Genomic DNA, 26415 nt, shown 5'->3' with positions numbered 1-26415 from the left:
CACCGGAAGGCCGATATGTTCGACATCCGGGAGACCGGCCCAGGCGCCCTGGCCGCCGTCATCAGGAAACGCTGAGATGACCCTGGCCCTGGCCGCGGCCACCGAGATCGAGATGCGCCGAGCCCTGGCCCTGGTCGGCGCCCATGTGGCCGTTCCCCGCCGGGGCGCGGTGCGCGCCCGGGTGGCCGAACGCGAGATCCTGGCGCTGGTGACCGGAGTGGGCCCGGTGAGCGCCGCGCTGGAGGCCGGCGCGGCCCTGGCCGCCAACCCGGACGTGACGGGCCTGGTGAATTTGGGACTGGCCGGCGTGTTCGACCTTTGCACCGCCCCGTTGGGCGGTGTGGCCTGCGCCACGGCCGAGGTCTGGCCCGAGTACGGCGTGGCCGGCGAGATGGGCTTGGCCGACGCCAAGGCCCTGGGGTTCGCCCAATACGACGGGCCGGAAGGCGCCGTGTGGGACCGTTTGCCCCTGGCGCCGGACGATGCGGCCGGACGCATGGGGCTGTGTCTGCCCGTCGGGTGGGCGCGGGGAACTTTCGTCACGGTGGGGCAGGTGAGCGGCCCGGACCGGGCCGCGTTGCTGGCCGAACGTCACCAGGCCCTGGCGGAAAATATGGAAGGGTTTTCGCTGGCTCTGGCCGCATGGTCCCGGGGGGTGGCTTTTCTCGAAGTGCGCACCCTCTCCAACGAGGTCGGCGAGCGGGACAAATCCCGCTGGAAGGCGAAGGCGGCCCTCGGGGGCCTGGGCCAGGCGCTGGCCGTACTGCTCGGCAGGGCGTGAAGTTCCCTGACGGCGAACTCTGCAAATGGTAGTTGAATCGAACAATGAGTGAACTTCGCCTCTACATCGCCGAGGAACTTCCCCACGTGGAAGCCTGTCTGCGTCGCCATGTCATGGCCCTGCCCAGCACGGTGCGTCCCGTGGCCCTGCACGTGCTCGAAGCCGGAGGCAAACGCCTGCGTCCCATGCTTCTCCTGCTCACGGCCAGGGCGCTCGGATACGGTGCGCCGGACATCTACCCCCTGGCCTGCTCCCTGGAATTTCTCCACTCCGCCACCCTGCTGCACGACGACATCCTCGACGACGCGGACTTGCGGCGCGGACGCCCCACGGCCCACACCCTCTTCGGCGCCACCCGCACCATCCTGGCCGGCGACGCCCTGCTGGCCCTGGGCAACTCCCTGGCCGCCAACTACGGCCTGGCCTCCATAACGGCCTGTCTTTCCGAAGGAATCCTGAACACCGTCTCGGGCGAGATCGCGGAGATCGACCGGGTGCGCGACGTGACCCTCACCCACAACGAATACCTGGACATCATCGTGGGCAAGACGGCCTGCCTCATCCAGACCGCCTGCCGCTGCGGAGCGCTCCTGGCCCAGGCCCCGGACGAGTTGTGCCGCGACGCCGCCGGCTACGGGCTCAACCTGGGCGTGGCCTTCCAACTGGCCGACGACGCCCTGGACTACTCCTCCGCCCGGGAGGTCTCGGGCAAACCGCGCGGCGGCGACCTGCGGGAGGGCAAACTCACCCTGCCCTTGCTGGCCTATATCGAGACCCTGACCGGCGAGGAAAAAGAACGGTTTACTTCGAGCTTCAAAGAGAACACTCTTGCCTCGACCCAGATTGACGCCATAGTCGAGCGTATCGTTCGGGAAGGGCACACCACGAGCACCAGGGAACTGGCCTCCCATTACCTGAACAAGGCCCGCGCCTGTCTGAGCGGTTTTCCCAAGGTCCGCGAGACATCGCTCCTGGCCGAAGCCCTTGAGGGAATGGCCGACCGGAACACCTAACCGAACGTCCGGACGCCGCGCATGAAAGACACCTTGGCCGCCCTGCGGGAATGCCTGCAAATCACCTTTCCACCGGTGATGGTCGGTCTGCTGGAAGAAGCGGTCAAACCCCAGCCCGATTTCCACGTCATCGCCGAAATTCTGGGGCTCGACCCGGTGTTGACGGCCACGGTGCTCCACCTGGCCAACTCGCCTTATTACGGGTCCGTGCAGAAGGTGACCAGCCTGGAGCGGGCCGCCACCATCCTGGGCGCCAAAGAGATTCTCAAGATCGCCCTGTCGGTCACCTACCAAAGACATCTCGGGGAAACCTGCCTGAAAAACGGCGTGGATTTCTACGCCAACTGGCGCGTGACCATCTGGTCGGCCATAGCGGCCGAGCTGCTGGCCCAGACGCTGTGCCCCGCCCTGGCCAACGAAGCCTACCTCACCGCCCTGCTCAAGGACATTTCCCTGCTCATGATGGCCTGCGCCAAGTCCGAACGCTTCGACAACACCTGCCACGGCAAGGTCATCACCGCCCTGGTGGACGGCCAGCTCGAAAACGAACGCACCCACTGGGAAACCGACCACTGCCAGCTCTCCTCGGAACTGCTCAAGGACTGGAACATCCCCGTGGAGCAGACCGAGACCATCCTGCACCATCACGACATCGACCACCTGAGCGCCCATCCGCCCCTGACCCAATGCGTGATCCTGGCCACGCGCTGGGCCGAACTGGAGCTCAATTCTCCGCACAATCCGGGCATGGTGGTGCACTTCCGGGCGCAACTGCCCAGGCTTCTCAATATCGACGAAGAACAGGCGCAAAACCTCTTCGCGCGCTGCACCCAGCGCTTTCAGGCCATATTGGCCACCTTGGGCATCGCCGAGGCCCCGCCGAGCGACCGCTTCTATCAGCACAGCCTGCAGCTCATGCAGCAGTACCATTTTCTGGCTTCCGAACTGGCCGACGCGGGCAGCGGCAAAAAAGCGGCGGCGCGCATCATCGCCCGCCATCTGCGCTTCGAGTGGGGCGTCACCCGGTGGGAGTTGGCCCTGAGCATTCCCGACTACCAGGAATGGGACCTCTACGTCCCCGACTCCGACGGCCTGCCCAAACTGGCCGGACTGGCCCGCACCGCCTCGGCCCTGCCCTGGACCGTGCAGGGCGGCTCGGTGTTTCCCCTGGAGGTCGAGGGCGGACGCCTGGGCGAACTGCGTCTGCCGCCCAAGGCCGCGTCCAAGGAGGCCCTCAAACAGATCGCCCTGTACGTGCGCTTCGCCAGCCGCGGCTACGAGCAGTTCTCCCTGCGCCTGACCGTGCTCGAACTCAAGGCCCACACGCTGGACTACCTGCCCGTGGGCGTGGCTCGTCTGACCCCCGGCGGCAAGGTCCTGGAAGCCAACGACCGTCTGCGCCGGTTCATGGGCCTGTCCGGCTCGGCCCGTGGGCTCGATCTCTGGCGAGACCTGGGCGAGGGCAAGGGGTTCGCGCAAGACACCCAATGGGACCGGTTCCTGGCGGATTCCTCGCTCAAGAGCCTGCACAAGATCTTCTGCCTGTGGCGCGGGGCCGGGCATCACGAGGACATCTGCGTCTATCTGGCGGCCGAAAAGCGCACTTGGCACGGACGGGAAGAAATCCTCGTGTTTCTCGAAGACGTGAGCCTGGTTTCCGGCTGGGAGTTCAAGGCCCTCAAGCAGGGGGAATTCCTCGAAAAGCTCGTCCGCTCCATGCGCGACGGGGTGCTCACCATCGACCATACCGGCCGCATTACCTTCACCTCTCCCCGCCTGTCCCACCTGCTGGACAAGGATCTCTTCGAGGTGGCCAAGCCCCTTCCCACCTACCAGGGCCCCTGGGGCCCCGACATCCTGGCCGGCGCGCCAGCTCCCGTGGAAGCCCATTTCGGCCTCAACACCGAGGAAATGCGTACCCTGGAGATCGTGTTCTCCCCCCTGGCCAAACAGCCCGGAGTGGGCATGCAATGGCTGGTGGTGGGCCGCGACATCACCACGGTGCGACGCCTCGAAGCCAAGCTCAAGCGCCTGGCCATGTTCGACGGCCTGACGGGTCTGCTCAACCACTACCAGTTTCACGTCATTCTCGAACGGGAAACGCAGCGTTCCGCCCGCACCGGCAGGCCGCTGGGACTTTTGTTCTTCGACCTGGACAACTTCAAGGCCATCAACGACCAACTGGGACACCAGGCGGGCGACGACGTGTTGCGCAACGTGGCCCGCATTCTCAAGGGCAAGCTGCGCGCCGGCATGGACTATCCCTGTCGCTACGGCGGAGACGAATTCGCGGTAGTGGTCACCGAAGTGGACTCCGAACAATTGCGTTCATTGGCCGAACGACTCCTGCGCAGCGCCTCGGACACGTTCAAGGGACGGGTGGGGCTCTCGGTGGGGTTGGCCATATCGCGCCCGAACGAAAGTCCGTCGGCCCTGCTCAAACGGGCCGACCAGGCGTCGTACCTGGCGAAATCCCAGGGAGGCCATCGTCAAGTCTGGGCTCCCGAATAAACGCTTTCAAGGAACCGATTATGTTGCTTCGCATGGAAGTCGCGTGCAAACCGCACGTTCCCGACGCTCCGGGCCGCCGCACGGCCCAGCGCATTCGCCAGGAACTGGGCGTTCCGGTCACGGAAGCCGCCCTGGTCAAGGTCTACACCATCGCCGGACTCTCGGCCCCGGAGGCCGAAAAGGCCATCCAGGCCGCGGCCCTGCACGATCCGGTGTCGCACCGGGCGTCCCTTTCGCCCCTGGCCGACAACTTCGACTGGGTCGTGGAGGTGGGCTTTCGCCCCGGCGTCACGGACAACGAGGGACGCACGGCCAAGGCCACCCTGGCCCTGGCCCTGGGACTCGATGCCGAACGGGCCGGCGGCTTGGCCGTGTACGCGTCCAACCAGTACGCGCTCAAGGGCGCGCTCTCGGCCAAGGACGTGGAGCGCGTGGCCAAGGACTGCCTGGCCAACGAACTCATTCAGCGTTTCGAGATGAAAAGCGCCGACGACTGGGCCAAGGCTCCGGGGTTCGCTCCCAAGGCGGCACGGGTCACGGGCCAGGCCAGCGACGCCGTGGCCGAGGTGGACCTGGACCGGATGAGCGACGAAGAACTGGTGGCCTTCAGCCGCGACAACGTGCTCGCGCTCACGCTTGAAGAAATGCGGGCCATCCGCGACTTTCACGCCGCGCCCGAAACCCGCGCCGCGCGCCGGGCCGCCGGCCTGCCCGCGAGCCCCACGGACGCCGAGATCGAGGTGCTGGCCCAGACCTGGTCCGAGCACTGCAAACACAAGATCTTCTCTTCCCGCATCCGGTACGAAAACCGGGAGACCGGCCGCACCACGGAGCTCGACAACCTGTTCAAGACCCTGATCCAAGGGTCCACGGCCGCCATCCGCAAAACCAAGGGCGACAAGGACTTCTGCCTGTCTGTCTTCAAGGACAACGCGGGCGTGGTCCGCTTTACCGAGGATCATCATCTCTGCGTCAAGGTCGAGACCCACAACTCCCCCTCGGCGCTCGACCCCTACGGCGGCGCGCTCACCGGAATCGTGGGCGTCAACCGGGACCCCATGGGCACGGGCATGGGGGCCAACCTGTTGTGCAACACCGACGTGTTTTGTTTCGCCTCGCCCTTCTACGACAAGCCCATGCCGCCGCGGCTCTTGCATCCGCGCCGGGTGTTCGAGGGCGTGCGCGAAGGCGTGGAGCACGGGGGCAACAAGTCGGGCATCCCCACGGTGAACGGCTCGGTGGTGTTTCACGAGCGGTTCCTGGGCAAGCCCCTGGTGTTTTGCGGCACCGTGGGCATCATGCCCGCCACCGTGAACGGCCATCCCAGCCAGGACAAGCTGGCCCTGCCCGGCGACGCCATCGTGATGGTGGGCGGACGCATCGGCAAGGACGGCATCCACGGGGCCACGTTCTCGTCCGAAGAACTGCACGAGGGCTCTCCGGCCACGGCCGTGCAGATCGGCGACCCCATCACCCAGCGCAAGATGTACGACTTTCTCATGCGCGCCCGTGACGCCGGACTCTACCACGCCATTACCGACAACGGCGCGGGCGGACTTTCCTCGTCCGTGGGCGAGATGGCCCAGGACTCGGGCGGCGCGGTGCTCGACCTCAGCCTGGCCCCGCTCAAGTACGACGGCCTGCGGCCGTGGGAAATCCTGCTGTCCGAGGCCCAGGAACGCATGACCCTGGCCGTGCCCCAGGACGCGTTGGCCGAATTCCTGGCCCTGTCGAAAGAGATGGGCGTGGAGTCCACCAACCTGGGCCGTTTCACGGATTCGGGCTTTTTCGAGGTGACCTACGGCCAAAAGCCCGTGGCCCGCATCGATATGGACTTTCTGCACGACGGCGCGCCCCAGCTGCATTTGGACGCCCGCTGGGAGCGCCCGACCCCGGCCGACGACCCCCTGCCCGAAGTGGCGGACCACAAGGCCCTGCTCCTTGGCATGCTCGGACGCCTGAACATCTGCAGCAAGGAATACCTCATCCGCCAGTACGACCACGAGGTGAAGGGTGCGAGCGTGGTCAAGCCCCTGGTCGGGGCCCGGCGCGACGGCCCGGCCGACGCGGCGGTCATGCGTCCGGTGCTGGGGCGTCCCGAGGGCTTGGTGCTCTCCCACGGCATCTGCCCCAAATACTCCGACCTGGACACCTACTGGATGATGGCCGGAGCCATCGACGAGGCCGTGCGCAACGCCGTGGCCACCGGAGCCGACCTGGCCCACATGGCCGGAGTGGACAACTTCTGCTGGTGCGACCCCGTGGCCTCGGAAAAGACCCCGGACGGCCCCTACAAGTTGGCCCAGCTCGTGCGCGCCAACCAGGCCCTGGCCCACTTCTGCCAAGCCTACGGCGTGCCCTGCATTTCCGGCAAGGACTCCATGAAGAACGACTATTCCGTGGGCGGGGTGAAGATCTCCATTCCTCCCACCGTGCTCTTCACGGCCATGTCGGTCATCGGCGACGCCACCCGGACGGTGACCAGCGATTTCAAGCATGCGGGCGACGTGATCTATCTGCTGGGCATTACCGACAACGAACTGGGCGGGTCCGAAGCGGCCGACCAGTTGGGATTTTCCAGCTCCCGCGTTCCCCAGGTGGACGCCGTGGCGGCCCGCACGCGCTATGAAAGCTTCCATCGCGCCGCGCACGGCGGTTTGGTCAGCGCCTGCCACGACTGCTCCGACGGCGGCCTGGGCGTGGCCCTGGCCGAAATGTGCCTGGCCGGCCGGCTGGGGGCCGAGGTGGACCTGGCGCTCGTCCCGGCCACGCCCGACTGCGACGCCCCCCTGGCCCTGCTCTACTCCGAAAGCCACTCCCGCCTCGTGGTGAGCGTGCCTTCGGAAAATGTGGCCTCGTTCGAAAAAATATTCGCCGGGCAGTGGATGGCCGCCATTGGACGGGTCACAGCCGCCTCCGAACTGATCGTAAGCAGGAATGGTGACGAAATTCTGCGCGCGGACGTGGAGGAACTGGCCAAAGCCTTCAAAACCACCCTGGATTGGTAGCGCCGAAGCGGGCCGCGCGATGGCCTGGGACAAGACTTCGCGCTTGACAGGCCGCAAAGGATTGCCAAATACACGAGTGGTGTAGGCTCTGCTGAACCCGCCCGGTCGGAACGCGTCCGCGTGTTCCGGCCGGGTCGTCAACCCCGTAAACGTCCGGCCCAAGGCCGGAAGACGGAATCGACGAAAGCGCGATCCCGTTTTGGCCGAACGCCGCAGGCCCTTTGCCGCCCAGGCAAGGCTTCGCGCCCCGAGCGCGGGCCGGCGCTGGGGGCCAGAAGGACGCGGATCACCGGCCACACACCAGGAGGCATCTTATGGACAAATACGTCTGCGGCGTCTGTGGTTACGTCTACGACCCCAAGGAAGGCGATCCCGAAAACGGTGTCGCCGCCGGAACCGCCTTTGCCGACCTGCCTGAAGATTGGGTCTGCCCGGTCTGCGGCGCGCCCAAGAGCGAGTTCGAAAAGGAATAACCCCTTCTTCCCTCCCGCCGGGGCGTCGGCTCCGGCGGGTCTCTCCCTTTAGAGGTATCTCTATGAATCCGATCGAAATTCTCCCCGGCGTCCACTTCGTGGGCGCGGTGGACTGGGAACGCCGCAACTTCCACGGCTATTCCGTCTCTCCCAAAGGCACCACCTACAACGCCTTCCTGCTCAAGGACGAAAAGAACACCCTGGTGGACACCGTGTCCGCCGAGTTCGCCGGCACCCTGCTGTGCAACGTGGCCCGGGCCCTGGACGGACAAAAGCTCGACTACATCGTGGTCAACCACGTGGAGCCGGACCACTCCGGCGCGCTGCCCCGCCTGGTGGCGGCCCACAAGCCCGAAAAGATCTTCTGCTCCCCCATGGGGCTCAAGTGCCTCAAGGAATACTACGACGTGGAAGGCTGGCCCCTGGAAGTGGTCAAGACCGGTTCGAGCCTGTCCATCGGCCGGCGCGAACTGCGTTTCGTCGAGACGCGCATGCTCCACTGGCCCGACTCCATGATGACCTACGTGGTGGAAGACAAGCTGCTCATCTCCTCCGACGCCTTCGGTCAGAACTACGCCAGCAGCGAACGCTTCGCCGATCAGGTTGACCAGGGAGAACTCTACACACAGCTCGTGCGCTACTACGCCAACATCGTGCTGCCGTATTCGCCCATCGTGACCAAGCTCTTTGCCGAAATCGCCGAGCTCGGTTGGCCCATCGAGATGATCGCCCCGGACCACGGCCTGCTCTGGCGCGGCCAGGGCGTGACCGACGTGCTCGCCCACTACGACCGCTTCGCCAAGCAGCCGGCCTGCAACAAGGCCGTCATCGCCTACGATACCATGTGGCACTCCACCGAGCACATGGCCGAAGCCATCGCCGACGGCCTGGACCAGGAAGGCGTGTCCGTGCGGCTCATGTCGCTCAAGATGAACCACCACTCCGACGTCATGTCCGAAATCATGGAGGCCGGCGCGGTGCTGGTGGGATCGCCCACCCACAACAACACCATCTTGCCCCTGGTGTCGGGCTTCCTCACCTACATGAAGGGCCTTCGCCCCCAGAACAAGATCGCCGCGGGCTTCGGCTCCTTCGGTTGGTCCGGCGAATGCCTCAAGCAGATCACCGAACGCCTGGAAAGCATGGGACTCACCGTGCTCGACGGCATGAAGGTGAAAAACGCCCCCAAGCACGAACACCTCGCCGCCTGCGTCGAGCTCGGACGCACCGTCGCCCGCGCCCTGAAGGAAAAGATCGCGCAGCAGGGTTAGAGAAGAGTAAGAGTAAGAGTTAAGATCGGGAGAGGGACCTTTTGTGAACAAAAGGTCCCTCCCCCGAACCCCCTCCTCCAAAAAACTTTGCTTTGGGTGACGACGTGGCGCGAACCTGCTGGCCGCAGCCCGAGCCCCCCAAACGGCGATTTCGAAAACTGACCCGGCAGGGGTGCCTGATATGCCTGCTTGCTCAGTCCCTGCCCGCCTGTCCGCCTTGTCCGGACTTTTCCCACCTGCAAAACTATTGCAAAAGAGTTGACGGGTCGTTTCGACTCCAATATAAGACAAAACGACTCTTTTTTATCTTTATTAAAGGGCGCCCCATGAAAATAACACGAGCGGCCGACTACGCCATACGATGCGTGCTCTACCTGGCCAAACAGCCTCCGCGCGAGGTGGTGAGCCGACGCGAAGTGGCCGAAGCCATGGACATCCCCATGGCTTTTCTCGGAAAAATCGCGCAAGGTCTGGCCAAGGCCGGGCTGGTGGTGGTACGGCAAGGGGCTAAGGGCGGCTACCAGTTGGCCAAGGTTCCGGCGCGCATCACCCTGCTGGACGTGATCGAAGCCCTGGACGGCGAAATAGAAGTCAACGACTGCCTTACAAGACCCGAGGAATGCGGACGCATGCCGAGTTGCCGCGTGCACAGGGCCTTGATCGATATCCGCACGGCGCTTCGGCGTCACCTTGAAGCCGTGACCTTCGAGGACTTGGCCAAGGGGGACGAGTGTCCCGGGACCGCCGCCAGGCGTGATTCCGAAGGCGCGCTCGGTTGTTTGGAATCCTGAAACGGCTCGGTTAGGAGAACGGCGCATGGACACCTTGATGCTTTCCAGACTGCAGTTCGCAGCCGCCACCTTCTTCCATTTCATCTTCGTTCCGCTCACTCTGGGCCTTTCCATCATCACCGCGATCATGGAAACCCAGTACGTGCGCACCGGCGACGAAATGTACAAGAAGATGGCCAAATTCTGGGGAAAACTCTTTCTCATCAACTTCGCCCTGGGCATCGTCACCGGCATCACGCTCGAATTCCAGTTCGGCACCAACTGGTCCCGGTATTCGGCCTACGTGGGCGACATTTTCGGCCCCCTGTTGGCCATCGAGGCCACGGTGGCCTTTTTTCTCGAGTCCACCTTCGTGGCGGTCTGGGTCTTCGGCTGGGACAAGCTCTCCCCCAAGTTCCATGCCGTTTGCATATGGATAGCCGCCCTGGCCGCGAGCCTTTCCGCCCTGTGGATCATTCTGGCCAACGGCTTCATGCAAAATCCCCAGGGGTTCGTGCTGCGTAACGGCCGGGCCGAGCTGGAGAGCTTCTGGGCCGTAGTCCAGAACCCCTTCGCCTGGCACATCTACGCCCACACCCTGTTCGCGGCTTTCCTGCTCTCGGGCTTTTTCGTCATGGGCGTGTCCGCCTGGCACCTGATGCGCAAGCAGCATGTGGAGTTCTTCACCCGCTCGTTCAAGTACGGCGCCGTGTTCGCCCTGATCTTCTCGGTGGCCGTGGCCGCCCAGGGCCACCTGCACGGAGCCGAAGTGGCCCGCATGCAGCCGGCCAAGCTGGCCGCCATGGAAGCCCACTTCCACACCCAGAAGAACGCCCCCATGTATCTCCTGGCCATCCCCGGCCAGGACGGCAACTATGTCGAAGCCATAGGGATTCCCGGCCTGCTCTCCTGGCTGGCCTTCAACGATCCCTCCGCGGAAGTGAAGGGCCTCAACGACTTCGCCCCGGCCGACCGTCCCCCCGTGGCCATCACCTTCTGGGCCTTTCGCCTGATGGTGGGAATTGGCACCATCATGCCGCTCCTGGCCCTGTACGGTCTGTGGAGACTGCGCAAGATCACTCAGGAATCCAAGTACCTGCGCCTCATGCTCTGGGCCATCCCCCTGCCCTACCTCGCCATTGAGGCCGGTTGGACCGTGGCCGAAGTCGGACGCCAGCCCTGGATCGTCTACGGACTCATGCGCACCAGGGACGCCGTTTCGCCCGTCGATCCCTCCCAGGTGGCCATTTCGCTTCTGGCCTTTCTGGTGGTGTACGGCTTCCTGGGCGCCGTCGACATCTGGCTGTTGGCCAAGTACGCCAAAAAGGGCCCGGTCCACTAACGTTTCGTGGGAGGTAGTGTCATGGAACTCGGAACCATCTGGTTTCTCTTGTGGGGCGTGTTGTGGGCCGTCTACTTCATCCTGGACGGCTTCGATCTGGGCGTGGCCATGCTCATGCCCGTTCTGGCCAAAAACGACGTGGAGCGTCGCATCTTCTACAATAGCGTCGGCCCCTTCTGGGACGGCAACGAAGTCTGGCTCATCACTGCCGGCGGCGTGACCTTCGCGGCCTTTCCCGGCACCTACGCGGTCATGTTCTCGGCCCTGTACACGCCGCTTCTGCTTCTGCTCTTCGCCCTGATCTTTCGGGGCATCAGCTTCGAATTCCGCTCCAAGGTGGAAAGCGCCAGCTGGCGCCGGATGTGGGACTCCTTCCACATCACCGGCAGCTTCCTCTCCGCTTTGCTCCTGGGCGTGGCCTTCGCCAACATCTTCAAGGGCATTCCCATCGACCAGGCCGGCGTGAACCAGGGCAACCTCTTCACCCTGCTGAACCCCTACGGCCTGCTGGGCGGCCTGCTCTTCGTGTGCGCCTTTCTCATGCACGGCGCCCTGTGGCTGGCCATCAAGACCGAGGGCGTCCTGCACGAGCGGGCCATGAACTTCACCGTGAAGATCTGGCCGGCCCTGCTCATCGTGGCCGCCCTCTTCCTGGGCTACACCGGCGTGTCCACCAAGGTGTTCGCCAACTACCTGAGCAACCCCCTGCTCTTCGTCATCGTGCTCCTGCCCGTGGGCGGACTGGTCATGCAGCGCGTCTACATCGGCCAGCACAGGCCCGGGCGGGCCTGGGTCGCCAGCGCCGTCACCATCGCCGGCGTGGCCCTGTTCGGCGTGATCGGCATCTTCCCCGCGCTGCTGCCCTCGAGCCTCAACCCGGCCTGGTCCATGACCATCGCCAACAGCGCGTCCTCGCCGCTCACCCTCAAGATCATGCTCGGCGTGGCCCTGGTCTTCGTGCCCCTGGTGATCATCTACCAGGGCTGGGTCTACAAGACCTTCCTGCACAAGGTCACCGAAAAGGATCTGGACTACGACGAGGCCTATTGAGAAAAACGGGACTTCTCTTTGCACTTGACCCATGCCATAAGGCCCCTGGAGACCGCTCCGGGGGCCTTTTTCAGGTCTCCCATCCATCCCGCGAGGAATGCCGCATGCGCTTCGGATTTCGCTTGGCCGCCTGGTTCCTCTGGCTGCTCGTCGCGACCTGCCTTCCCGGCCCGGTCCTGGCCGGCGAAGACGACGTCCTGCGTCCGGCGCTCGATTCCTACCACCGTGAACTCAATATCGCCCATGTTTCGTTGAACAACCTGGAAAGCCGCCTCAAGACCGAAGTCGACACCATGAGCAGGCGGGCCACCTCCCTGGGCAAGAAACGCGACCAACTGGTCCTGCTCTTCGGCTCGGCCCAGAACCCTTGGGATCTGCGAGACGTGGCCCAGGCCAATTCCCTGCTGTTGGCCCAGGCCGAAAGCGTGCTCAGCAAGCCCGAAACCCTGGACCTGGAGTTGCAAAACAGCATCCGCTCGTTGCGCGACACGGAAGCCAAGATCGAAACCCGCCTGCAGGAAAGCGTCACCCCGGAAGTGGAGTCCGACCTGCGTTCCCTGCTGGCCGACATCAACGTGCTGGCGGACCGGATCACCGCGACCCGCGAAGAACTGGGCCGGGGCATCCGACCCGTCCGCGAGCTTCAAAAAAGCCTGAAGATCGAGGAGGAAAAGCTCCGCACCGAACTCAAAACCGTCTGGACCGCCTACTACAGCGAGCGCACCCCCACCCTGTTCAGCCGCTACATCCTGGACGTCGTCCACTTCGAACTGGAACAGTGGATGAACTGGTTCGAATTCGTGATCGGCGTGATCACCGGTGAAAGCCAGGCCCAGCAGGTGCGCCAGGCCATCCTGCACAGCCTGGGGTTGACCTTCGCCGTGGCCCTGGGCGGTTTGGCCTTCTTCCGCCGTCTGGGCGCCGGCCGGAGCGCGCCCCCCTTTCGCCGCGCCCTGCGCCACGCCACCCTGTGCGTGAGTGTGGCCGTGGGCCTGGGCTACCTGGCCTCCACCCTGAACGCCGTGGTCTATTCCCTGGTGCTGGGCCTTTCCGAAGCGAGCTTTTCCGCCGGGCTGGTGTTCCTTTCGAAGTTCTTCACCCTGTTTCACAAAGGACGCCCCGACGAACCCAAAACCGCCACCCGGTGGCCCCTCTGGGCGGTGTTTTCCCTGGGTTTGATGCTTCAGTCCATGCGCGCGCCCGACATCGTCATGCAACCCTTCATGGCCCTGGTTTTTCTTGCGCTCGCCTGGCGCATCAAGCGCCAGGGGCTCAACTCCCGGCTTTGGCTCGACCGCTTTCTGGCCGGATTGTGCACCACCGTGCTGCCCACCCTGGCCGTCCTGGCCCTGGCCGGCTTCTGCCGGGCCGCGGTGCTGGCCGCATCGGCCCTTTTCTACTTCGTGTTGTGCGTGCGCTTCTCCAACGCCGTGATCGGACTCCTGGACGCCTGGCAGGAAACCATGGCCGGCAAGTGGTCCCCCGTGGCCATGGGCCTGGTCTCGGGGGTGGGCTTCCCCCTGGTGTTTTTGTGCAGCTTCTCGCTGTGCCTCTGGCTGGGGTCGAGCCAATTCGAAGGGCAGCGCGTCTTTCTTGACGCCCTGAGCTTCGAAGCCAAGTTCGAGGCCTTCGCCATCAGCGCCGGACGCCTAGCCCTGGTGCTTTTCGGCTACTACCTGCTCAAAAGCGCCATTCACGCCACAAACGGCTTGCTCGCCGCCTACGGCGAAACCCGAAACGACCTGGAACCCGGCGCGGTGGAATCGCTTCAGACCATCTCCAGCTATGCCTGGTGGGCCCTGTTTCTCCTGCTCTCCCTCTATGTCCTTGGGTTTTCCTTCACCAGCCTCGCGGTTGTGGCCGGCGGCCTGTCCGTGGGCATCGGCTTCGGCCTGCAACAGATCGTCAACAACTTCCTGAGCGGCCTCATCCTGCTGTTCGGTCGCTCCGTGGAAGTGGGTGACGTGCTGCAAATGGGCGATACCACCGGCGTGGTGCAACGGGTCAATATCCGAAACACCGTGGTGCAGACCTACGACAACGCCACCATCTTCATTCCCAACTCGTCCCTGGTCAGCACCCAGATCATCAACTGGAGCCACCGCGACCGCCGCGTGCGCCGCGAAGTCAATGTGGGCGTGGCCTACGGCTCGGACCGCAACAAGGTGCGCGACCTGCTCGTGCGCGCGGCCCTCTCCGTGCCCGAAGTCCTGCGCGATCCGCCGCCAAACGTGCTCTTCTGGGACTTCGGAGCCAGCACCCTGGACTTCAAACTCCGTATCTGGATCGCCGACGTGGAAGACGGACTGAGCATCCAGTCGCGCGTGCGCGAAGCCATCGGACGACTCTTCGATGAAAATGACGTGGAAATCGCCTTCCCCCAAACCGATATCCACCTCCGCACCGCACCCGCCCTGGAAAAACTGGGCTGGAAGCGCTTGTCGAAGGACCAGGGAGAGAAGGTGGAAAAGAGGGAAGAGTAAAGAATTTGGGGGAAGGGACCTTGTGTGAACAAAAGGTCCCTTCCCCCAAACCCCCATCCTCCAAAAAACTTTCACCTGGGGATGACGAAGCGCGCGGAGCAAGACCCCGGGAGAAAAAACAAGGCAGGCTCTCGACGACGCGCCCCACACCGAAGTTTTTTGAGGAAGGAGGGAGGACTGGGGGGAGGAAACCCCTTTTGTGAACAAAAGGGGTTTCCTCCCCCCGGTCTTCACGCTGTATTCCCCGCCAACGCGCCTACCGGCAGACCAACCCCTCGTCCAGGTCGCCGGCGCTCATGGGGACCACGGCCACGTCCTTGGCGAGTCGAGCCATGTCGTCGCGCAACTTTTTGGCCTGGTCCAGGGTGTCGCGCCAGCCGAGCACCACGCCCCAAAGCCGTCGGCCTTCGGACTCCATCTGCCGCACGCAGGGCTTGGCTCCCAGCCCCTTGAGCAGCGCGGCCATCCACAAGGCGCGGCCCTCCTCGGAGAACACGCCGCCCATGACCACATACACGCGCCGCTCCGGAGAGCCGCTCACGCTCCCCCCTGAAGGCGCCTTGGGCGCAACGTTTTTTTCGGCTCCGCCATGGGGCTGGGACGCGCGCTCCCGCTGCGGCTCGGAGGGTTTGGTTGGCGAACGTTCCGGCGACTTTTCCGGTTGGCGGCCGGAGGTTTTGTCGGATGTCTTGCTGGAGGACTTTCCCGGCGACCGATCGAGAACCGCGTCCATACGCAGAGGGGCAGTCCCGCTTTCGCCCGTGACACCGGTGGACGTTTTGGACACCACGAAGACCGCTCCGGTCAACCGGGTCTCTCCGCACAGCACTTCCATGCTCCAAGTTCCCGGCAGAACTTCCCAGTCGTAGACGAATTGATAGGCCAGGCGCATGCCTTGTCCCATGCGTCCGGCCGCGAGAAACACCACCGGATCGACGACGCGGTTGCTGCCAGGCGGGGTCACGCGCACTTCGAGCACCACGGGCGCGTCCTTTGGCCCCCCCTCGGGAGCGACTTCCAGGCCGAAACGGGTTCCCGGACCGGCTTGGACCACGGCGGACGACTTCGGAGAGGAAAAATCGCCATAATAGAGAACCCGGGCCGATGTGGCCAAGGTTTGCGCCCAGGCCGCAGTGGAAGCGCCGACCAGGAGCAAAGCGACGACCAGGGCGAACAAAAGTCGCCTCACGGCCTGGGGGACGGATGCGGGGCGCGCACGGTCAGGCCGCCGCACGGGACGCCTCCGGCACGCGGGTCAACAGAGCCAGCCCCACGCAGAAAAAGGCCACCAGCGACAACATGGCCGGACGCGACGATCCGGTAAACTGGCGCACCAGGGCGAACACCACCGGCCCCAGGATGGCCGAAAGCTTTACCAGCACGGAATAGAATCCGAAATAGACCGTGGATCGCTCGGTGGGCACAAGTCGGCTGAGCAGAGCGCGCGACAGGGATTGGCTGCCGCCCAGGGCCAAACCAACGCCCAATCCCAGGGCGAAAAAATGTTCCGGGGTATTGATGAACCGGGCCAGGATCGCAAGCCCCGTCCAGCACACCAGGGAGGCCATGAGGGCCGCCTTTCCGCCGATACTGCCGGCCAACCGGGTAAACAGGGCGGCTCCGCACAGGGCCACCCCCTGAATGAACAGAAGCGTGAGCAACAGTGTGCTTTCGGAAAGGTGCAATTCGTCCTTGCCGTAGAGGGTGGCCATGCTGATCACGGTGCCAATGGCGTCGTTATAGAAGAAAAAAGCCAGATAGAAGGCTTTGAGGGGCGCGTTGGCAAGGGCCAAGCGGGCGGCGGCCAGGGTGTCGGAAAAGGCTTGGCCCACGGCGGCGAACAGGGACGCGGAGCGGGACGGCCCCCGGCCCTCGGGCAAGCCGGAAACGGAGGGCAGTCCGAAGCCCAGCCACCACAGGCCGCCCAGAACCAAAGCCAACTGCACGGCTTGCGGCATGGAAAGCCCCAGGGCGTTGTGCAGGCTCACCAAGCCCAGAGACAGGGCCAAGTGCACTCCCCCGCCCAGGTAGCCCGCGGCATAGCCCAGGCCGGAGACGCGTTCGCGCGCCGCGGGCGAGGCCAGGTCGGGCAGATAGGCGTCGTAAAACGCGTTGCCGGCGCTGTAGGACACATGCGCGGTGACGAACCAGCCCAAAGCCCACCACGTGTCGCCCGGTCCGGCCAGAGCGGCCAGACAGACGGCCACGCCGCCGATCAGGCAGCATGCGCCCAGGCAGGCTTTGCGACCCGGTCCCCGGTCGCCTAGGGCGGCCAGCAGGGGACCGAGCGTCACCACGGCCAGGGCGGCCGTCCCCACGGCATAGCCCCAGAGGCTGGCCGCGGGCAGAACGGTTCCGGCCAGCGTGGCCCCATGCGGCGCCACCACGGCGGCGAAATAGGCCGGAAGCAAGGCGGTCGCCACTCCGGTCAGGTAGGCCGAGCCGGCCCAATCATAGACGGCCCAGCCGAACACGCGGCGGGAGAATTCCATGAACGGAATATATCCGTTTGGCGCGACCAAGGCAAATGGAGCTGCGACTCGCCAACTTGCGGGACCGGGCTGGCTTTTCAAAAAGAAGTACGGGGGTTGCGCGTCGGACCGCGCTCATGTCCAAAAAAACGCGGCCGGCCTAGAGCACTTCGCGTCCCATCCAGATCACCCGGCCGAGCACGCGCACGTTGGACTCTTCCACGAGCTCGACTTCCAGGGGGGGGTAGAACTGGCGATTGTCGCTCACCAGCACGAGCTTTCCGGGCTTTTTGTCCAGGCGCTTGACCACGATCTCCTCGTCGATGCCCACGGCGTAGATTTTTCCCGTGTAGATTTCCGTCTGGGAGAGGTCGATGAGCACCACGTCCTCGTCGCGCAAAATGGGCTCCATGCTGTCGCCGGTGACGCGCATGAGACGCATCTGGCTGATCTGGCCCTTGCGTTTGAGCCACGCGTGGCGGAAGGCGTAATAGGTTTCGATGGTCTCGTCCACCATGAGGCTGCCCCCGCCGGCCGAAAGCCTGGCCCGGACCTTGGGCACGTAGGCGAACTCCTCGGGGTGGGCGCCGGACACGCCCGGAGACCGGGGTTGGCCCGGCGGAGTTTGCCCGCCGACGTACATGGGGCCCAGACCGGACTCCAACCACTGCGGATTGAGACCGTACTTGCGGCACAGGTAAAGATACCAGTCCGCCGGGATATGCGAGCGTTTCTTGGCGTCCGTCACGGCCTGGCGTCCGATGCCCAGCGCCCTGGCCAACTCGGACTGGGATTTGATGCCCGTGGCGGCCATGATGCGTGACAGGACGGATTCAGCCGTGAAGCCCTTGACGGGTGAGGTGGGTGTCGCGCGTTTCATGTTCCGAATCGTCCGCAGCAAGAGCGTTTTGTCGTCTTATCGTCGATGCGGCCCGAGTTGTCAAGTCCGCCTGTGCGAGTTCAAATACGACGTACAGCATTTTCTCGTCCCAAGCCGTCCAACAGCGGACAAAAGCTAGGAAGTGCGCAAGTGTCGAGCCTTTATCCCTACGCCAAGCACATCAAGATACACAGGACATTTATGACAATCCTGGACATCGCATGGTTCTTTCACACAAACTCCGCGCGAGGCGTTTCGATTTTCTTTTCGTCTATTTTTTATATTGGCAAATATATTTTTGCCGCGTGAAACCGCCCCGGTCCGAAGCGCTTCCGGGCCTAGCGGCTGAAGTGGTCGAAACCCGCACCCTGCAGGGGAAGTCCGGCGAAGCGGATACCCGGCCGGGCCGTCACCCGGCCGAGCGGTCTGGCTTCGGGCACAGCCTCCAGCACCTGGGGGAAAGCCTGAGGCGGACACACGCCCAACAGCGCGTAATCTTCCCCGCCGACGAGGGTCAGACGGACCGGATCGGCTCCGGTCCCGGCCGCCAGGCGGGCCACCTCGGGGTGGACGAATTCCGGTCCGAACTCCAGATCGGCGCCCAGCGAACCGAGGAAACGGGGGAGGTCCCTGGCCAGGCCGTCGGAAACATCCATGAGCCCGCGCACGCCGGGAACGCCGGCCAGGGCCAATCCTTGGTCCACCAGCACCCGAGGGCGCAGATGGGCCAAGGCGCACTGGGGATAGTCGCGCCTCGCCCCTTCGCGTCCCTGCTCCGACAGGGCCCACAGGCCGGCGGCGGAAAGCCCGAGTTCGCCCACGCAGAAAAGCATGTCTTCCTCGCGCGCGGCCTTTCGGGTGAGAAACCGCCCTCCCGGACCTTTTTCGGCCCACAAGGTGATGGAAAAAACCACCGTGGCGCAGGCATTCAGGTCGCCGCCGGTGAGGGGCAGGTCGAGTTGCGCGGCCAGGCGAGCCATGCCGTCCAAGGCGGATTCCCAAAAGGCGGCGGGAGCATCCGGCGGACCGGCCAGGCCCAGGCTGAAGCCCACGGGACGCGCCCCCATGCCGGCCGCGTCGCTCACGTTCACGGCCAAGGCCTTGTAGCCGATCTCTTCGGGCAAAAAGTAGTCGGTGCGAAAATGTACGTCTTCGATGAACAAATCCGTGGTGACGGCCAGGGTTTGCGGACAGGCCAACACCGCGCAGTCGTCCCCGCGTCCGAGCAGCATTCGCGGATGGACATTGGGAAAACGGGCCGAGATGGCGGCCAGAAACGCGTCTTCCGAAACGAACGGAGCGCTCACGAGGGGGATTTCCGCATGTAGCACAGCCCCAGCCCGGCTGTGAGCAGGGCCTCGGTGGCCACGGTGGACAGGGCCGAGCCCTTCACGCCCAAATGGGGAATGAGCAGCACGTTGAGGCCCACGTTCACCAGGGCCGTAAGCACCGTGAGCCGCGCATAGGCCCGCTCGCGTCCCATGGCCACCAGGGCCTGAGTAAGCACGCCGTTGGGCATGAGAAAGGCCAGGGCGGGCAGCAGCCAGGGGCACAGGTCTCCGGCCGGTTCGTACCGGTGTCCGAAGGCCAGAGTGATGATCCAGGGCCCCAGCAGCACCGCCAGACCGGAACCCACAAGCCCGAGACCGGTCATGACCCCGAGCATGAGGCGAAACGAGCGCTTGAAATCCGCCGGCTGGGTCAGGCTCAGGCGAAGGCGGCGGAAAAACAGGTGGGTGAGCGGCGTGGCGAAGAGCACCGCGGCCTCCACCAGCCGGTAGGCGGCGGCATACTGTCCCACCTGGGCGTTGTCGCCGGTGAGCCATCCCAGGAGCAGGATGTCGGACTTGAAATAGATGGTGGTGGCCGCCGTGATGATCAGAAACGAGCCGCAATGCCGGTACAACGTTTTCCCCAGGTGAAAGGAGGGACGCACCCGCAGCCCCCCGGCCATGGGCAGGGCCAAGGCCAGGGCCTGTCCGGCCAGCATGCCGGCGAAGATGGCCGCCGGTCCGGCGCCGGGCAAAAAAAGGGCCCCTCCCACCCCCACGGCGGTCAGGGTGCGCACGGCCATGCGCCAGCGGGCTTCGCCGGGAAAGCGGCCCTGTCCCTTGAGACTGGCCGACAGATAGTTGCCCGCGCAAAACAGGGCGTAGTACCCCAGGGCCAAAAAACCGGCCAACTTGTCGCCCACGGGAACGACCAGCAGAAGGAGCGCCCCGGCTCCGGTCACGGCCAGCAGGTGTCCCAGTCCCAGCCCCAGAAGCGGTCCCGGAACGAAACCCGGCGTGGGCCGGGCGGTCTCCCGAAAGATGAGCGGGGAAAACCCGCCGTCCTGGGCTATGGCGAAGAGCGAAGCCGCGGTAAGCCAGGCGTTGTACCCGCCAAACGCCTCGGGACCGAGCACCCGGCCCAGGGCGAAGGACAGGCCCGTGGCCACCACCGCGCTGTAGAGCGTGGCGGCCCACTGTCCGGCCAACGCGGAAACAAAGGACTTGGCCTGGCTCACGACTCGTCCCCGAAGGAGCGCAAAAGAAAGCTCGCGGCCGCCGGAAGGTCCCGGGCTAGCACCGTGGGATGCCCGGACCGGCCGGAGGCGATGCGGACCCAGGGTCCCTCGGGCGCCGTCAGGCCCATTTCGGCGGCGAAACGCGCCCCATGTCCCGTGAGCACGAGGATGGATTCGGCCAGTCCGCAGCCCAGTCCGAAGGCCACATCCGACGCGTTGTCCCCCACCATGACCGTACTGGCCGGATCGAGCCCGGCCTGCCGGGACAAGCGCGACCACAATCCCGGCGCCGGCTTGCGGCAGTCGCACCCGTCCTTGGGGTCGTGGGGGCAGTGGGCCACGCCGTTCAGGCGCACGCCGTAGTCGGCCAGAAGCGCGTCAAGGCGGGCCTGTACGGCCAGAAAGTCGGCCTCGCCGTAGTAGCCGCGTCCAATGCCGGACTGGTTGGTCACCACATACAGGCCCACCCCGGCCCGGCTGAGTCTGGCCAGGGCCGGCCCCGCCCCGGCGGCCAGTTCGACCTGGTCGGGATCGCACAGGTAGTGCTTTTCCACGATGATGGTGCCGTCTCGGTCGAGAAGGACGTTTCGAAGCCTGGCCATCAGGCGGCCCCCCGGGCGCGGCGAAGCGTTCTTCGGGACGACATGTTCACGCGATCTCCTGCCTTTTTTGAGTGTCGGGGACCGATACGCCAGGCCGAAAGCAAACTCAACAGGCGGGCGGAAAAAACCCGTCCCTTCAGACGATGATGCCCCCGGCCAACACCCGGCCGGCCGCGTCGTAGACCACGGCCAACTGCCCGGGGGTCGGTTTCTCCACCGGTTGGCGAAAGTCCAGGCGAAAGCCGTCCGGTCCCTCGATCCGGGCCGTGGCCTCGCGGGGGCGTTGGCGAAAACACGTGCGGGCCAGCACGGTTTCCGGCCAATGCGCCGGATCCACCAGGAAATTGGCCTGGCGGGTCCGGCAGACGTCGGCGGCCAAGTCGGCCTTGCCCCCCACGGTCAGGACGTTTCGGACCATGTCCTTGCCGATCGCGTAGAGCGGTTCGGACCAGGGCACGCCAAGTCCCCGGCGCTGCCCCAGAGTATGACGCCACAGGCCCCGATGGGTTCCCACCCGCCGGCCGTCGGCCAGTTCGATGGGCCCGGGACCGGGCAGGTCGTAGCCCTGGGCCTCCAGGTAGGCCGCGTAGTCCTTGTTGGGAATAAAGCACACGTCCTGGCTCTCGCCGGGCAGGGGGGGGGCCAGGTTCCGGGCGGCCAGGGCGGCGGGAACGTCGGCCTTGCGCGTCCCGGACAGGGGGAAACGCGCCCGGGCCAAGGCGCAGGCGGGCACCAGGGCCAGGAAATAGCTCTGGTCCTTGGCCGGATCGAGCCCCTGGCCGAGCGCTCCCCCCTCCAGACGGGCGTAATGACCCGTGGCCAGCGCGTCCGCGCCCAGCCGCGCGGCATGGTCGGCCAGGAGACCGAATTTCATGTCCCGATTGCACAAGACGCAGGGATTGGGCGTGCCCCCCTGGAGATAGGCGCGGGCGAAGGGCTCGATGACCAGGCGGCGAAAGTCCCGGGAGAGGTCCGCCACGGCGAAGTCCACGCCGAGCCCCCGGCACAGGTCGTCCAGGGCCCGGGCCAGGCGATGGCCTCGCCCGTCCCGGTGGTCCGGGGGCAGAAAATGGGCGTGCAGGGCCGTGACCGCGAAACCGGCCTCCCGGACCAGCGCCAGGGCCAGCAGGCTGTCCATGCCGCCGGAAACGGCCACGGCCACGCGTTTCATGGGACGGTCCTCGCAAAAAAACGGCCCGCCGCGGCAATCACGCCGGGGCGGGCCGGAAGGGTCGATTTCGTATCAGTACCCGGCCATGGCCCGCAACCGGGCCACGCGCTCGGCCGTGGAGGGGTGGGTGGAAAACAGGCTCATCACCCCGCCCCCCGAAAGGGGACTGACGATGAACATGTTTTCCGTGGCCGGATTGACCCCGTTCATGGGCACGGCCCGGGCCGTGCGTTCCAGCTTTTCCAGCGCGCCTGCCAGGGGCAGCGGATTGCCCGCCAGCTTGGCCCCGGTGGCGTCGGCCAGGTACTCGCGCGAGCGGGAGATGGCCATCTGGATGAGCAACGCCGCGATGGGAGCCACAATGGCCAAGGCGATGGCGCTCAGTCCGCCGGCACCGCCTTCGTCGTCGCCGGAGCGGCCCATGCCGAAGAGGGCCCCCCACTGCAACATGCTGGCGATGCTGGTCACGGCTCCGGCCACCACGGCGGCCACGGTCTGCACGAGGATGTCGCGGTTCTTCACGTGGGCCATCTCGTGGGCCAGCACGCCCGTGAGTTCCTCGCGCGACACCAGGTGCAAAAGTCCCTCGGTCACAGCCACGGCGGCGTGTTCGGGATCGCGCCCCGTGGCGAAGGCGTTGGGCTGCTCCTGCGCGACGAGGTAGAGCTTGGGCATGGGCACCCCGGCGTTGGAAGCCAGTTGGCGCACGATGTCATGCAGGCCCGGGGCGTCTTCTTCGGAAAGCTCCTGCGCCCGGTACATGGAAAGCACGATGCGATCCGAATACCAATAACTGCCCACGTTCATGACCACGGCCAAGCCGAGGGCGATGACAAGTCCGGTCCTGCCGCCCAGGGCCTGACCCATGAGAAGCAGGAGCGCGGTCAAAAGCCCCAGAAGCAAGGCCGTCTTGATCTGACTGGTCATGCGAATCCTCCTGGAGATTCGTCCGGTGTCCCGCCCATGCGCTCGGCCGCGCGCCGCGCGCCCCGGGCGGACCCGCTCTTTTCGTATTTAGAAGATGGGAATTCTGCGACGGCGCGCCTCGCGGCGTTCCTTGGGGATGGTGACTTCCAGCAGGCCGTTTCGAAAAACCGCGCTCACGGCCCCGAGATCCACACCCTTGGGCAGGGAAAAGCGCCTGGCGAACGGTCCGTACGAACGCTCCACGGCGTGAAACACGCCTTCGCCCTCGCACGGTTTTTGCTGACGGCGCTCGCCGTAGATCCACAGCGTTTTGGACTTCATCTCGACCACCACGCTTTCGTGGTCCACGCCGGGCAGCTCGACGCAAATGACAAAGGCCTCGGGGCTTTCGAGCACGTCCGCCACCGGGGTCCAAAAGTAGGCCGCGTTCCTGAGCCCTCCGGGCTGATCCGGTTTCAAGCGGGTGCGGCGCAGAAGGCGCTCTTCCTCGGTCTTGACTTCGGTGAGACCGATCCACGGGTTCCAATTCAGCTTGGCCATGCGTCACCTCGCGGCGAATGCGCCGCCATCCTGGTGGAACAAACTAATCACCGTCGCCGTGGTGTCAAGCGCCCGCAACCACTTGGCGCCCCAGGCTTTCCGCCGCGGCGCGCCCCGCGGCGCCCTTGCCCGGCCTCCCCGGAGGGGCCGACCCCGGTGTCCTGAGCGCCGCCCTCGCAGCCCGCCCAAAAAGTCGATTCTTGCAGCCTGTTCAAAAACCTGCTGGCAAGGCGCGAGAAAAAGTCAAGCCCGAAGCGGAATTGGCATCCGTTGAGGGTTTGAGTTTTTCGCAACAACGCAGCCAGCAAGGATTAACAGGCTGCTAGGGCTTGGCCTGACGCTGTCCGTCCTTCCAGCCGGCCAGGGGCACGGCCTCTTCTATGAGCATGATGGGAATGTCGTCCCGCACGGGATAGACCACCTGGCAGGCCTCACAGACCAAGCCTTGCCCTTGGTCGATAAGGGCGATGTCGCCTTTGCATTTGGGGCAGGCCAGAATGGAAAGCAGTTCGCTGGCGATGGGCACAAAGAACCTCCTGAAGCGTTTGCGTCGGTATACGCCACCTCGTCCCCGCGCTCAAGGGGCAGGCTCTTGCCGATCCCGGATTGACGCCGGCGACTTTCGGACCTAGGCTTAAACGATCATGCCCGGAATAGACTTGCATACCCACTCCAGCGCCTCGGACGGAGAACTCAGGCCCAGCGAACTCGTGCGCCTGGCTGCCGACACGGGGCTTGTGGCCCTGGCCCTGACCGACCACGACACCATCGGCGGCCTGGAGGAGGCTCGCGAAGCCGCCACTGGCACCACCATGGAGTTCGTACCCGGCTGCGAACTCTCGGTGCTGGACCAGGACCGCCAGATGCACCTGGTGGGCCTGTGGATTCCCAGGCCGGCCCCGCACATCGAAGAACTGCTCGCGGACCAGCGGGCCAGCCGGCACGAGCGCAACCGGGCCATTTTGCAGAAACTCAAGGCTTTCGGGATAACCATCGACTACGACGAAGTGCGCGCCCTGGCCAAGGGAACCGTGGGTCGGCCCCACATCGCCCACATTTTGCTCAAGCGCGGAGTGGTGAAGAACTACAACGACGCGTTCAAGAAATACCTGGGCCGCCAGACCGGCCGGGCCTACGCGCCCAAGAAGGAACTGCCCCTGTCCCAGGCCGTGGAGGTGCTGCACTCCGACGGGGCCACGGCGATCCTGGCCCATCCCTACCTGCTGGGCGAGACCGGAAAGCCCATGGAAGACCTGGCCCGGCGTTTTCAGTCCCTGGGCGTGGACGGGCTGGAAGCCTACTACACCGACCACTCGGCCCAGCGCACGCAGGAATTTCTCCACCTGGCCCGCAAGCTTGGCATGCCCGTGTCCGGCGGATCGGACTTCCACGGCCGCCTGAAACCCCAGATCAAGCTCGGCGTGGGCAAGGGGACGCTCTTTGTGCCCGAATCCGTACTCGACGCGCTCAAGGCCTACCGCAGGGAGCGGGGGCTTTGGGTGTGAGGGGCCGGCAGATCGCGAAAAATCCCCGCTGACCGCGCCCGCCCCACGCACGCCGACCCTGCGGCGGGTTGCAACGACGCTACGGGCGGGACAGCCTTTCGCGTCCTGGCGGAAAGCGTGTTGCCCAGGCTCCTCGACTCGACCGCTTCACCGCTCGACCAGGCCCCTTTCGCCGGGGCCGAAACCGGTTACGAAAAACAAAACTCCACGCTGAACTTGCCGTGGTCGGTGACGAAGGGAATGGCCACCACCGGGCCGGACCCCGTGTGGCTGATCTCGTGGTTGTCGCCGAAGATGACCATGGGCGTGCCCGCCGACAGGCTCACCCCGGCCTTGGCCAGATGCCCGCGCGCCTGCCCCGAGATCATGTTGGTGATCTCGCCCACCGCGTCCTTCACGTCGGCCAGTATGTCCTGAATATCGTCGCCCAGCATGGCCTTGACCACCGCGATGGCGCACGCCTTGTCGAAAGTGATGGAAATGGAGCCGGTTTTGTCTCCGGTCACGCCGATGATGCCCGAGACATCGCCCGTGGCCGCGCGGTCCTCCTTGATGAAGGGGGTTTTGGGCCGGGGGGTGATGCGCGCCATGGTGGAAAGCACCGACACGGTGGCGTCCACGAACGGCTTGGCGGTGGCGACGTCGATCATGGCAGGTCCCCGCACATCGTTTCCATGTCTGGGTGGGTTTTGATGATGGCGTTGATCTTCTTGAACAGGACTTCTTCAGTAAACGGTTTGACGATATAGTTTGTCACCCCGGCCTGCACGGCGATGAGCACCTGGGACTCCAGGGCTTCGCTCGTGACCATGAGCACGGGCATGCAGTGCAGTCTTTCGTCGGCGCGGATGGTCTTGAGCACGTCCAACCCGGACACGCCGGGCATGTTCCAGTCGAGAACCACCAGATTGAAGGCCTGGCGTTCCAGCATCTCCAGCGCCACCTTGCCGTTTTCGGCCTCCACGACCTGTTTGACGCCGGCCTTCCTGAGCATGTTCTTGACGATCTTTCGCATGGTGGAAAAGTCGTCCACCACGAGCACTCTCAGCTTGGAATATTCCATGGCGCGTTCCTCATGGGTCATCCCGGTCGTTGGAGTATTTTCCGG

The 26415-nt window shown here is 65.1% G+C and carries 23 protein-coding genes; 11 read left to right on the top strand and 12 right to left on the bottom strand.

Annotated elements, in window-relative coordinates:
- Window positions 1-76: 76 nt before the first annotated feature.
- The 10 genes from mqnB (at window position 77) to ACYQ01_RS14950 (ending at window position 14702) form a co-directional block, all read left to right on the top strand.
- Window positions 77-781 (top strand): futalosine hydrolase, encoded by a 705-nt coding sequence (gene mqnB / locus ACYQ01_RS14995; protein ID WP_459934666.1) that lies wholly within the window; start codon window positions 77-79, stop codon window positions 779-781.
- Window positions 782-825: 44 nt separating this feature from the next.
- The gene (locus tag ACYQ01_RS14990; protein ID WP_459934665.1) at window positions 826-1794 is read left to right on the top strand and encodes a polyprenyl synthetase family protein; all 969 of its coding nucleotides are present in this window, start codon (window positions 826-828) and stop codon (window positions 1792-1794) included.
- 21 nt (window positions 1795-1815) lie between these two features.
- Window positions 1816-4305 (top strand): HDOD domain-containing protein, encoded by a 2490-nt coding sequence (locus tag ACYQ01_RS14985; protein WP_459934664.1) that lies wholly within the window; start codon window positions 1816-1818, stop codon window positions 4303-4305.
- 20 nt (window positions 4306-4325) lie between these two features.
- Complete coding sequence (locus tag ACYQ01_RS14980) at window positions 4326-7313, top strand: AIR synthase-related protein (RefSeq protein ID WP_459934663.1); 2988 nt, start codon at window positions 4326-4328, stop codon at window positions 7311-7313.
- Window positions 7314-7627: 314 nt separating this feature from the next.
- Window positions 7628-7786: a rubredoxin gene (gene rd / locus ACYQ01_RS14975; RefSeq protein WP_459934662.1), complete on the top strand. Its 159-nt coding sequence runs from the start codon at window positions 7628-7630 to the stop codon at window positions 7784-7786.
- Window positions 7787-7848: 62 nt separating this feature from the next.
- Window positions 7849-9057, top strand: coding sequence for an FprA family A-type flavoprotein (locus ACYQ01_RS14970; protein ID WP_459934661.1), 1209 nt, complete (start codon window positions 7849-7851; stop codon window positions 9055-9057).
- Window positions 9058-9383: 326 nt separating this feature from the next.
- Window positions 9384-9848, top strand: coding sequence for an RrF2 family transcriptional regulator (locus tag ACYQ01_RS14965; RefSeq protein ID WP_459934660.1), 465 nt, complete (start codon window positions 9384-9386; stop codon window positions 9846-9848).
- A gap of 25 nt (window positions 9849-9873) precedes the next feature.
- A complete protein-coding gene (locus ACYQ01_RS14960) occupies window positions 9874-11169 on the top strand; it encodes a cytochrome ubiquinol oxidase subunit I (protein WP_459934659.1) in 1296 nt (431 codons plus the stop codon).
- Window positions 11170-11190: 21 nt separating this feature from the next.
- On the top strand, window positions 11191-12219 hold the full coding sequence (gene cydB / locus ACYQ01_RS14955; protein WP_459934658.1) for a cytochrome d ubiquinol oxidase subunit II: 1029 nt from the start codon (window positions 11191-11193) through the stop codon (window positions 12217-12219).
- A 104-nt stretch (window positions 12220-12323) separates the two neighbouring features.
- Window positions 12324-14702 carry a mechanosensitive ion channel family protein gene (locus ACYQ01_RS14950; RefSeq protein WP_459934657.1) on the top strand — a complete coding sequence of 793 codons (2379 nt, stop codon included), beginning with the start codon at window positions 12324-12326 and terminating at the stop codon, window positions 14700-14702.
- 256 nt (window positions 14703-14958) lie between these two features.
- Here ACYQ01_RS14950 and ACYQ01_RS14945 read toward each other — a convergent pair whose 3' ends face one another.
- The 10 genes from ACYQ01_RS14945 to ACYQ01_RS14900 all read right to left on the bottom strand — a co-directional run bounded on the left by ACYQ01_RS14945 (window position 14959) and on the right by ACYQ01_RS14900 (window position 24328).
- A complete protein-coding gene (locus ACYQ01_RS14945) occupies window positions 14959-15936 on the bottom strand; it encodes a hypothetical protein (protein WP_459934656.1) in 978 nt (325 codons plus the stop codon).
- Window positions 15923-17194, bottom strand: coding sequence for an MFS transporter (locus ACYQ01_RS14940; protein ID WP_459934655.1), 1272 nt, complete (start codon window positions 17192-17194; stop codon window positions 15923-15925). Before ACYQ01_RS14940 ends, ACYQ01_RS14945 begins: the two co-directional genes overlap by 14 nt.
- A gap of 139 nt (window positions 17195-17333) precedes the next feature.
- The gene (locus ACYQ01_RS14935; RefSeq protein WP_459934654.1) at window positions 17334-18053 is read right to left on the bottom strand and encodes a LexA family transcriptional regulator; all 720 of its coding nucleotides are present in this window, start codon (window positions 18051-18053) and stop codon (window positions 17334-17336) included.
- Between the two features lie 338 nt (window positions 18054-18391).
- Window positions 18392-19360 (bottom strand): thiamine-phosphate kinase, encoded by a 969-nt coding sequence (gene thiL / locus ACYQ01_RS14930; protein WP_459934653.1) that lies wholly within the window; start codon window positions 19358-19360, stop codon window positions 18392-18394.
- Entirely contained in the window at window positions 19357-20562 is a 1206-nt protein-coding gene (locus ACYQ01_RS14925) for an oligosaccharide flippase family protein (RefSeq protein WP_459934652.1), read from the bottom strand. Before ACYQ01_RS14925 ends, thiL begins: the two co-directional genes overlap by 4 nt.
- Complete coding sequence (locus tag ACYQ01_RS14920; protein WP_459934651.1) at window positions 20559-21164, bottom strand: D-glycero-alpha-D-manno-heptose-1,7-bisphosphate 7-phosphatase; 606 nt, start codon at window positions 21162-21164, stop codon at window positions 20559-20561. Before ACYQ01_RS14920 ends, ACYQ01_RS14925 begins: the two co-directional genes overlap by 4 nt.
- Window positions 21165-21300: 136 nt before the next feature.
- On the bottom strand, window positions 21301-22335 hold the full coding sequence (locus ACYQ01_RS14915) for a tRNA-specific 2-thiouridylase (RefSeq protein WP_459934650.1): 1035 nt from the start codon (window positions 22333-22335) through the stop codon (window positions 21301-21303).
- 72 nt (window positions 22336-22407) lie between these two features.
- Window positions 22408-23262, bottom strand: a complete 855-nt coding sequence (locus tag ACYQ01_RS14910) for a zinc metalloprotease HtpX (RefSeq protein WP_459934649.1) — start codon at window positions 23260-23262, stop codon at window positions 22408-22410.
- Between the two features lie 87 nt (window positions 23263-23349).
- Window positions 23350-23802: an Hsp20/alpha crystallin family protein gene (locus ACYQ01_RS14905; protein ID WP_459934648.1), complete on the bottom strand. Its 453-nt coding sequence runs from the start codon at window positions 23800-23802 to the stop codon at window positions 23350-23352.
- Window positions 23803-24124: 322 nt separating this feature from the next.
- Window positions 24125-24328, bottom strand: a complete 204-nt coding sequence (locus ACYQ01_RS14900; protein WP_459934647.1) for a Trm112 family protein — start codon at window positions 24326-24328, stop codon at window positions 24125-24127.
- Window positions 24329-24446: 118 nt separating this feature from the next.
- On the opposite strand from ACYQ01_RS14900, the gene ACYQ01_RS14895 reads away from it, so the two are divergent.
- Window positions 24447-25307, top strand: a complete 861-nt coding sequence (locus tag ACYQ01_RS14895) for a PHP domain-containing protein (RefSeq protein WP_459934646.1) — start codon at window positions 24447-24449, stop codon at window positions 25305-25307.
- 188 nt (window positions 25308-25495) lie between these two features.
- Here ACYQ01_RS14895 and ACYQ01_RS14890 read toward each other — a convergent pair whose 3' ends face one another.
- Together ACYQ01_RS14890 and ACYQ01_RS14885 are read right to left on the bottom strand one after the other, a co-directional pair.
- Window positions 25496-25957, bottom strand: coding sequence for a chemotaxis protein CheX (locus ACYQ01_RS14890; RefSeq protein ID WP_459934645.1), 462 nt, complete (start codon window positions 25955-25957; stop codon window positions 25496-25498).
- Entirely contained in the window at window positions 25954-26370 is a 417-nt protein-coding gene (locus ACYQ01_RS14885; RefSeq protein ID WP_459934644.1) for a response regulator, read from the bottom strand. The genes ACYQ01_RS14890 and ACYQ01_RS14885 overlap by 4 nt, the downstream gene beginning before the upstream one ends.
- Between the last annotated feature and the right edge of the window lie 45 nt (window positions 26371-26415).

This window comes from Fundidesulfovibrio butyratiphilus (assembly GCF_054657235.1).
The sequence above is the reverse complement of the archived record's forward strand: the minus strand, read 5'-3'. Positions and strand labels throughout refer to the sequence as shown.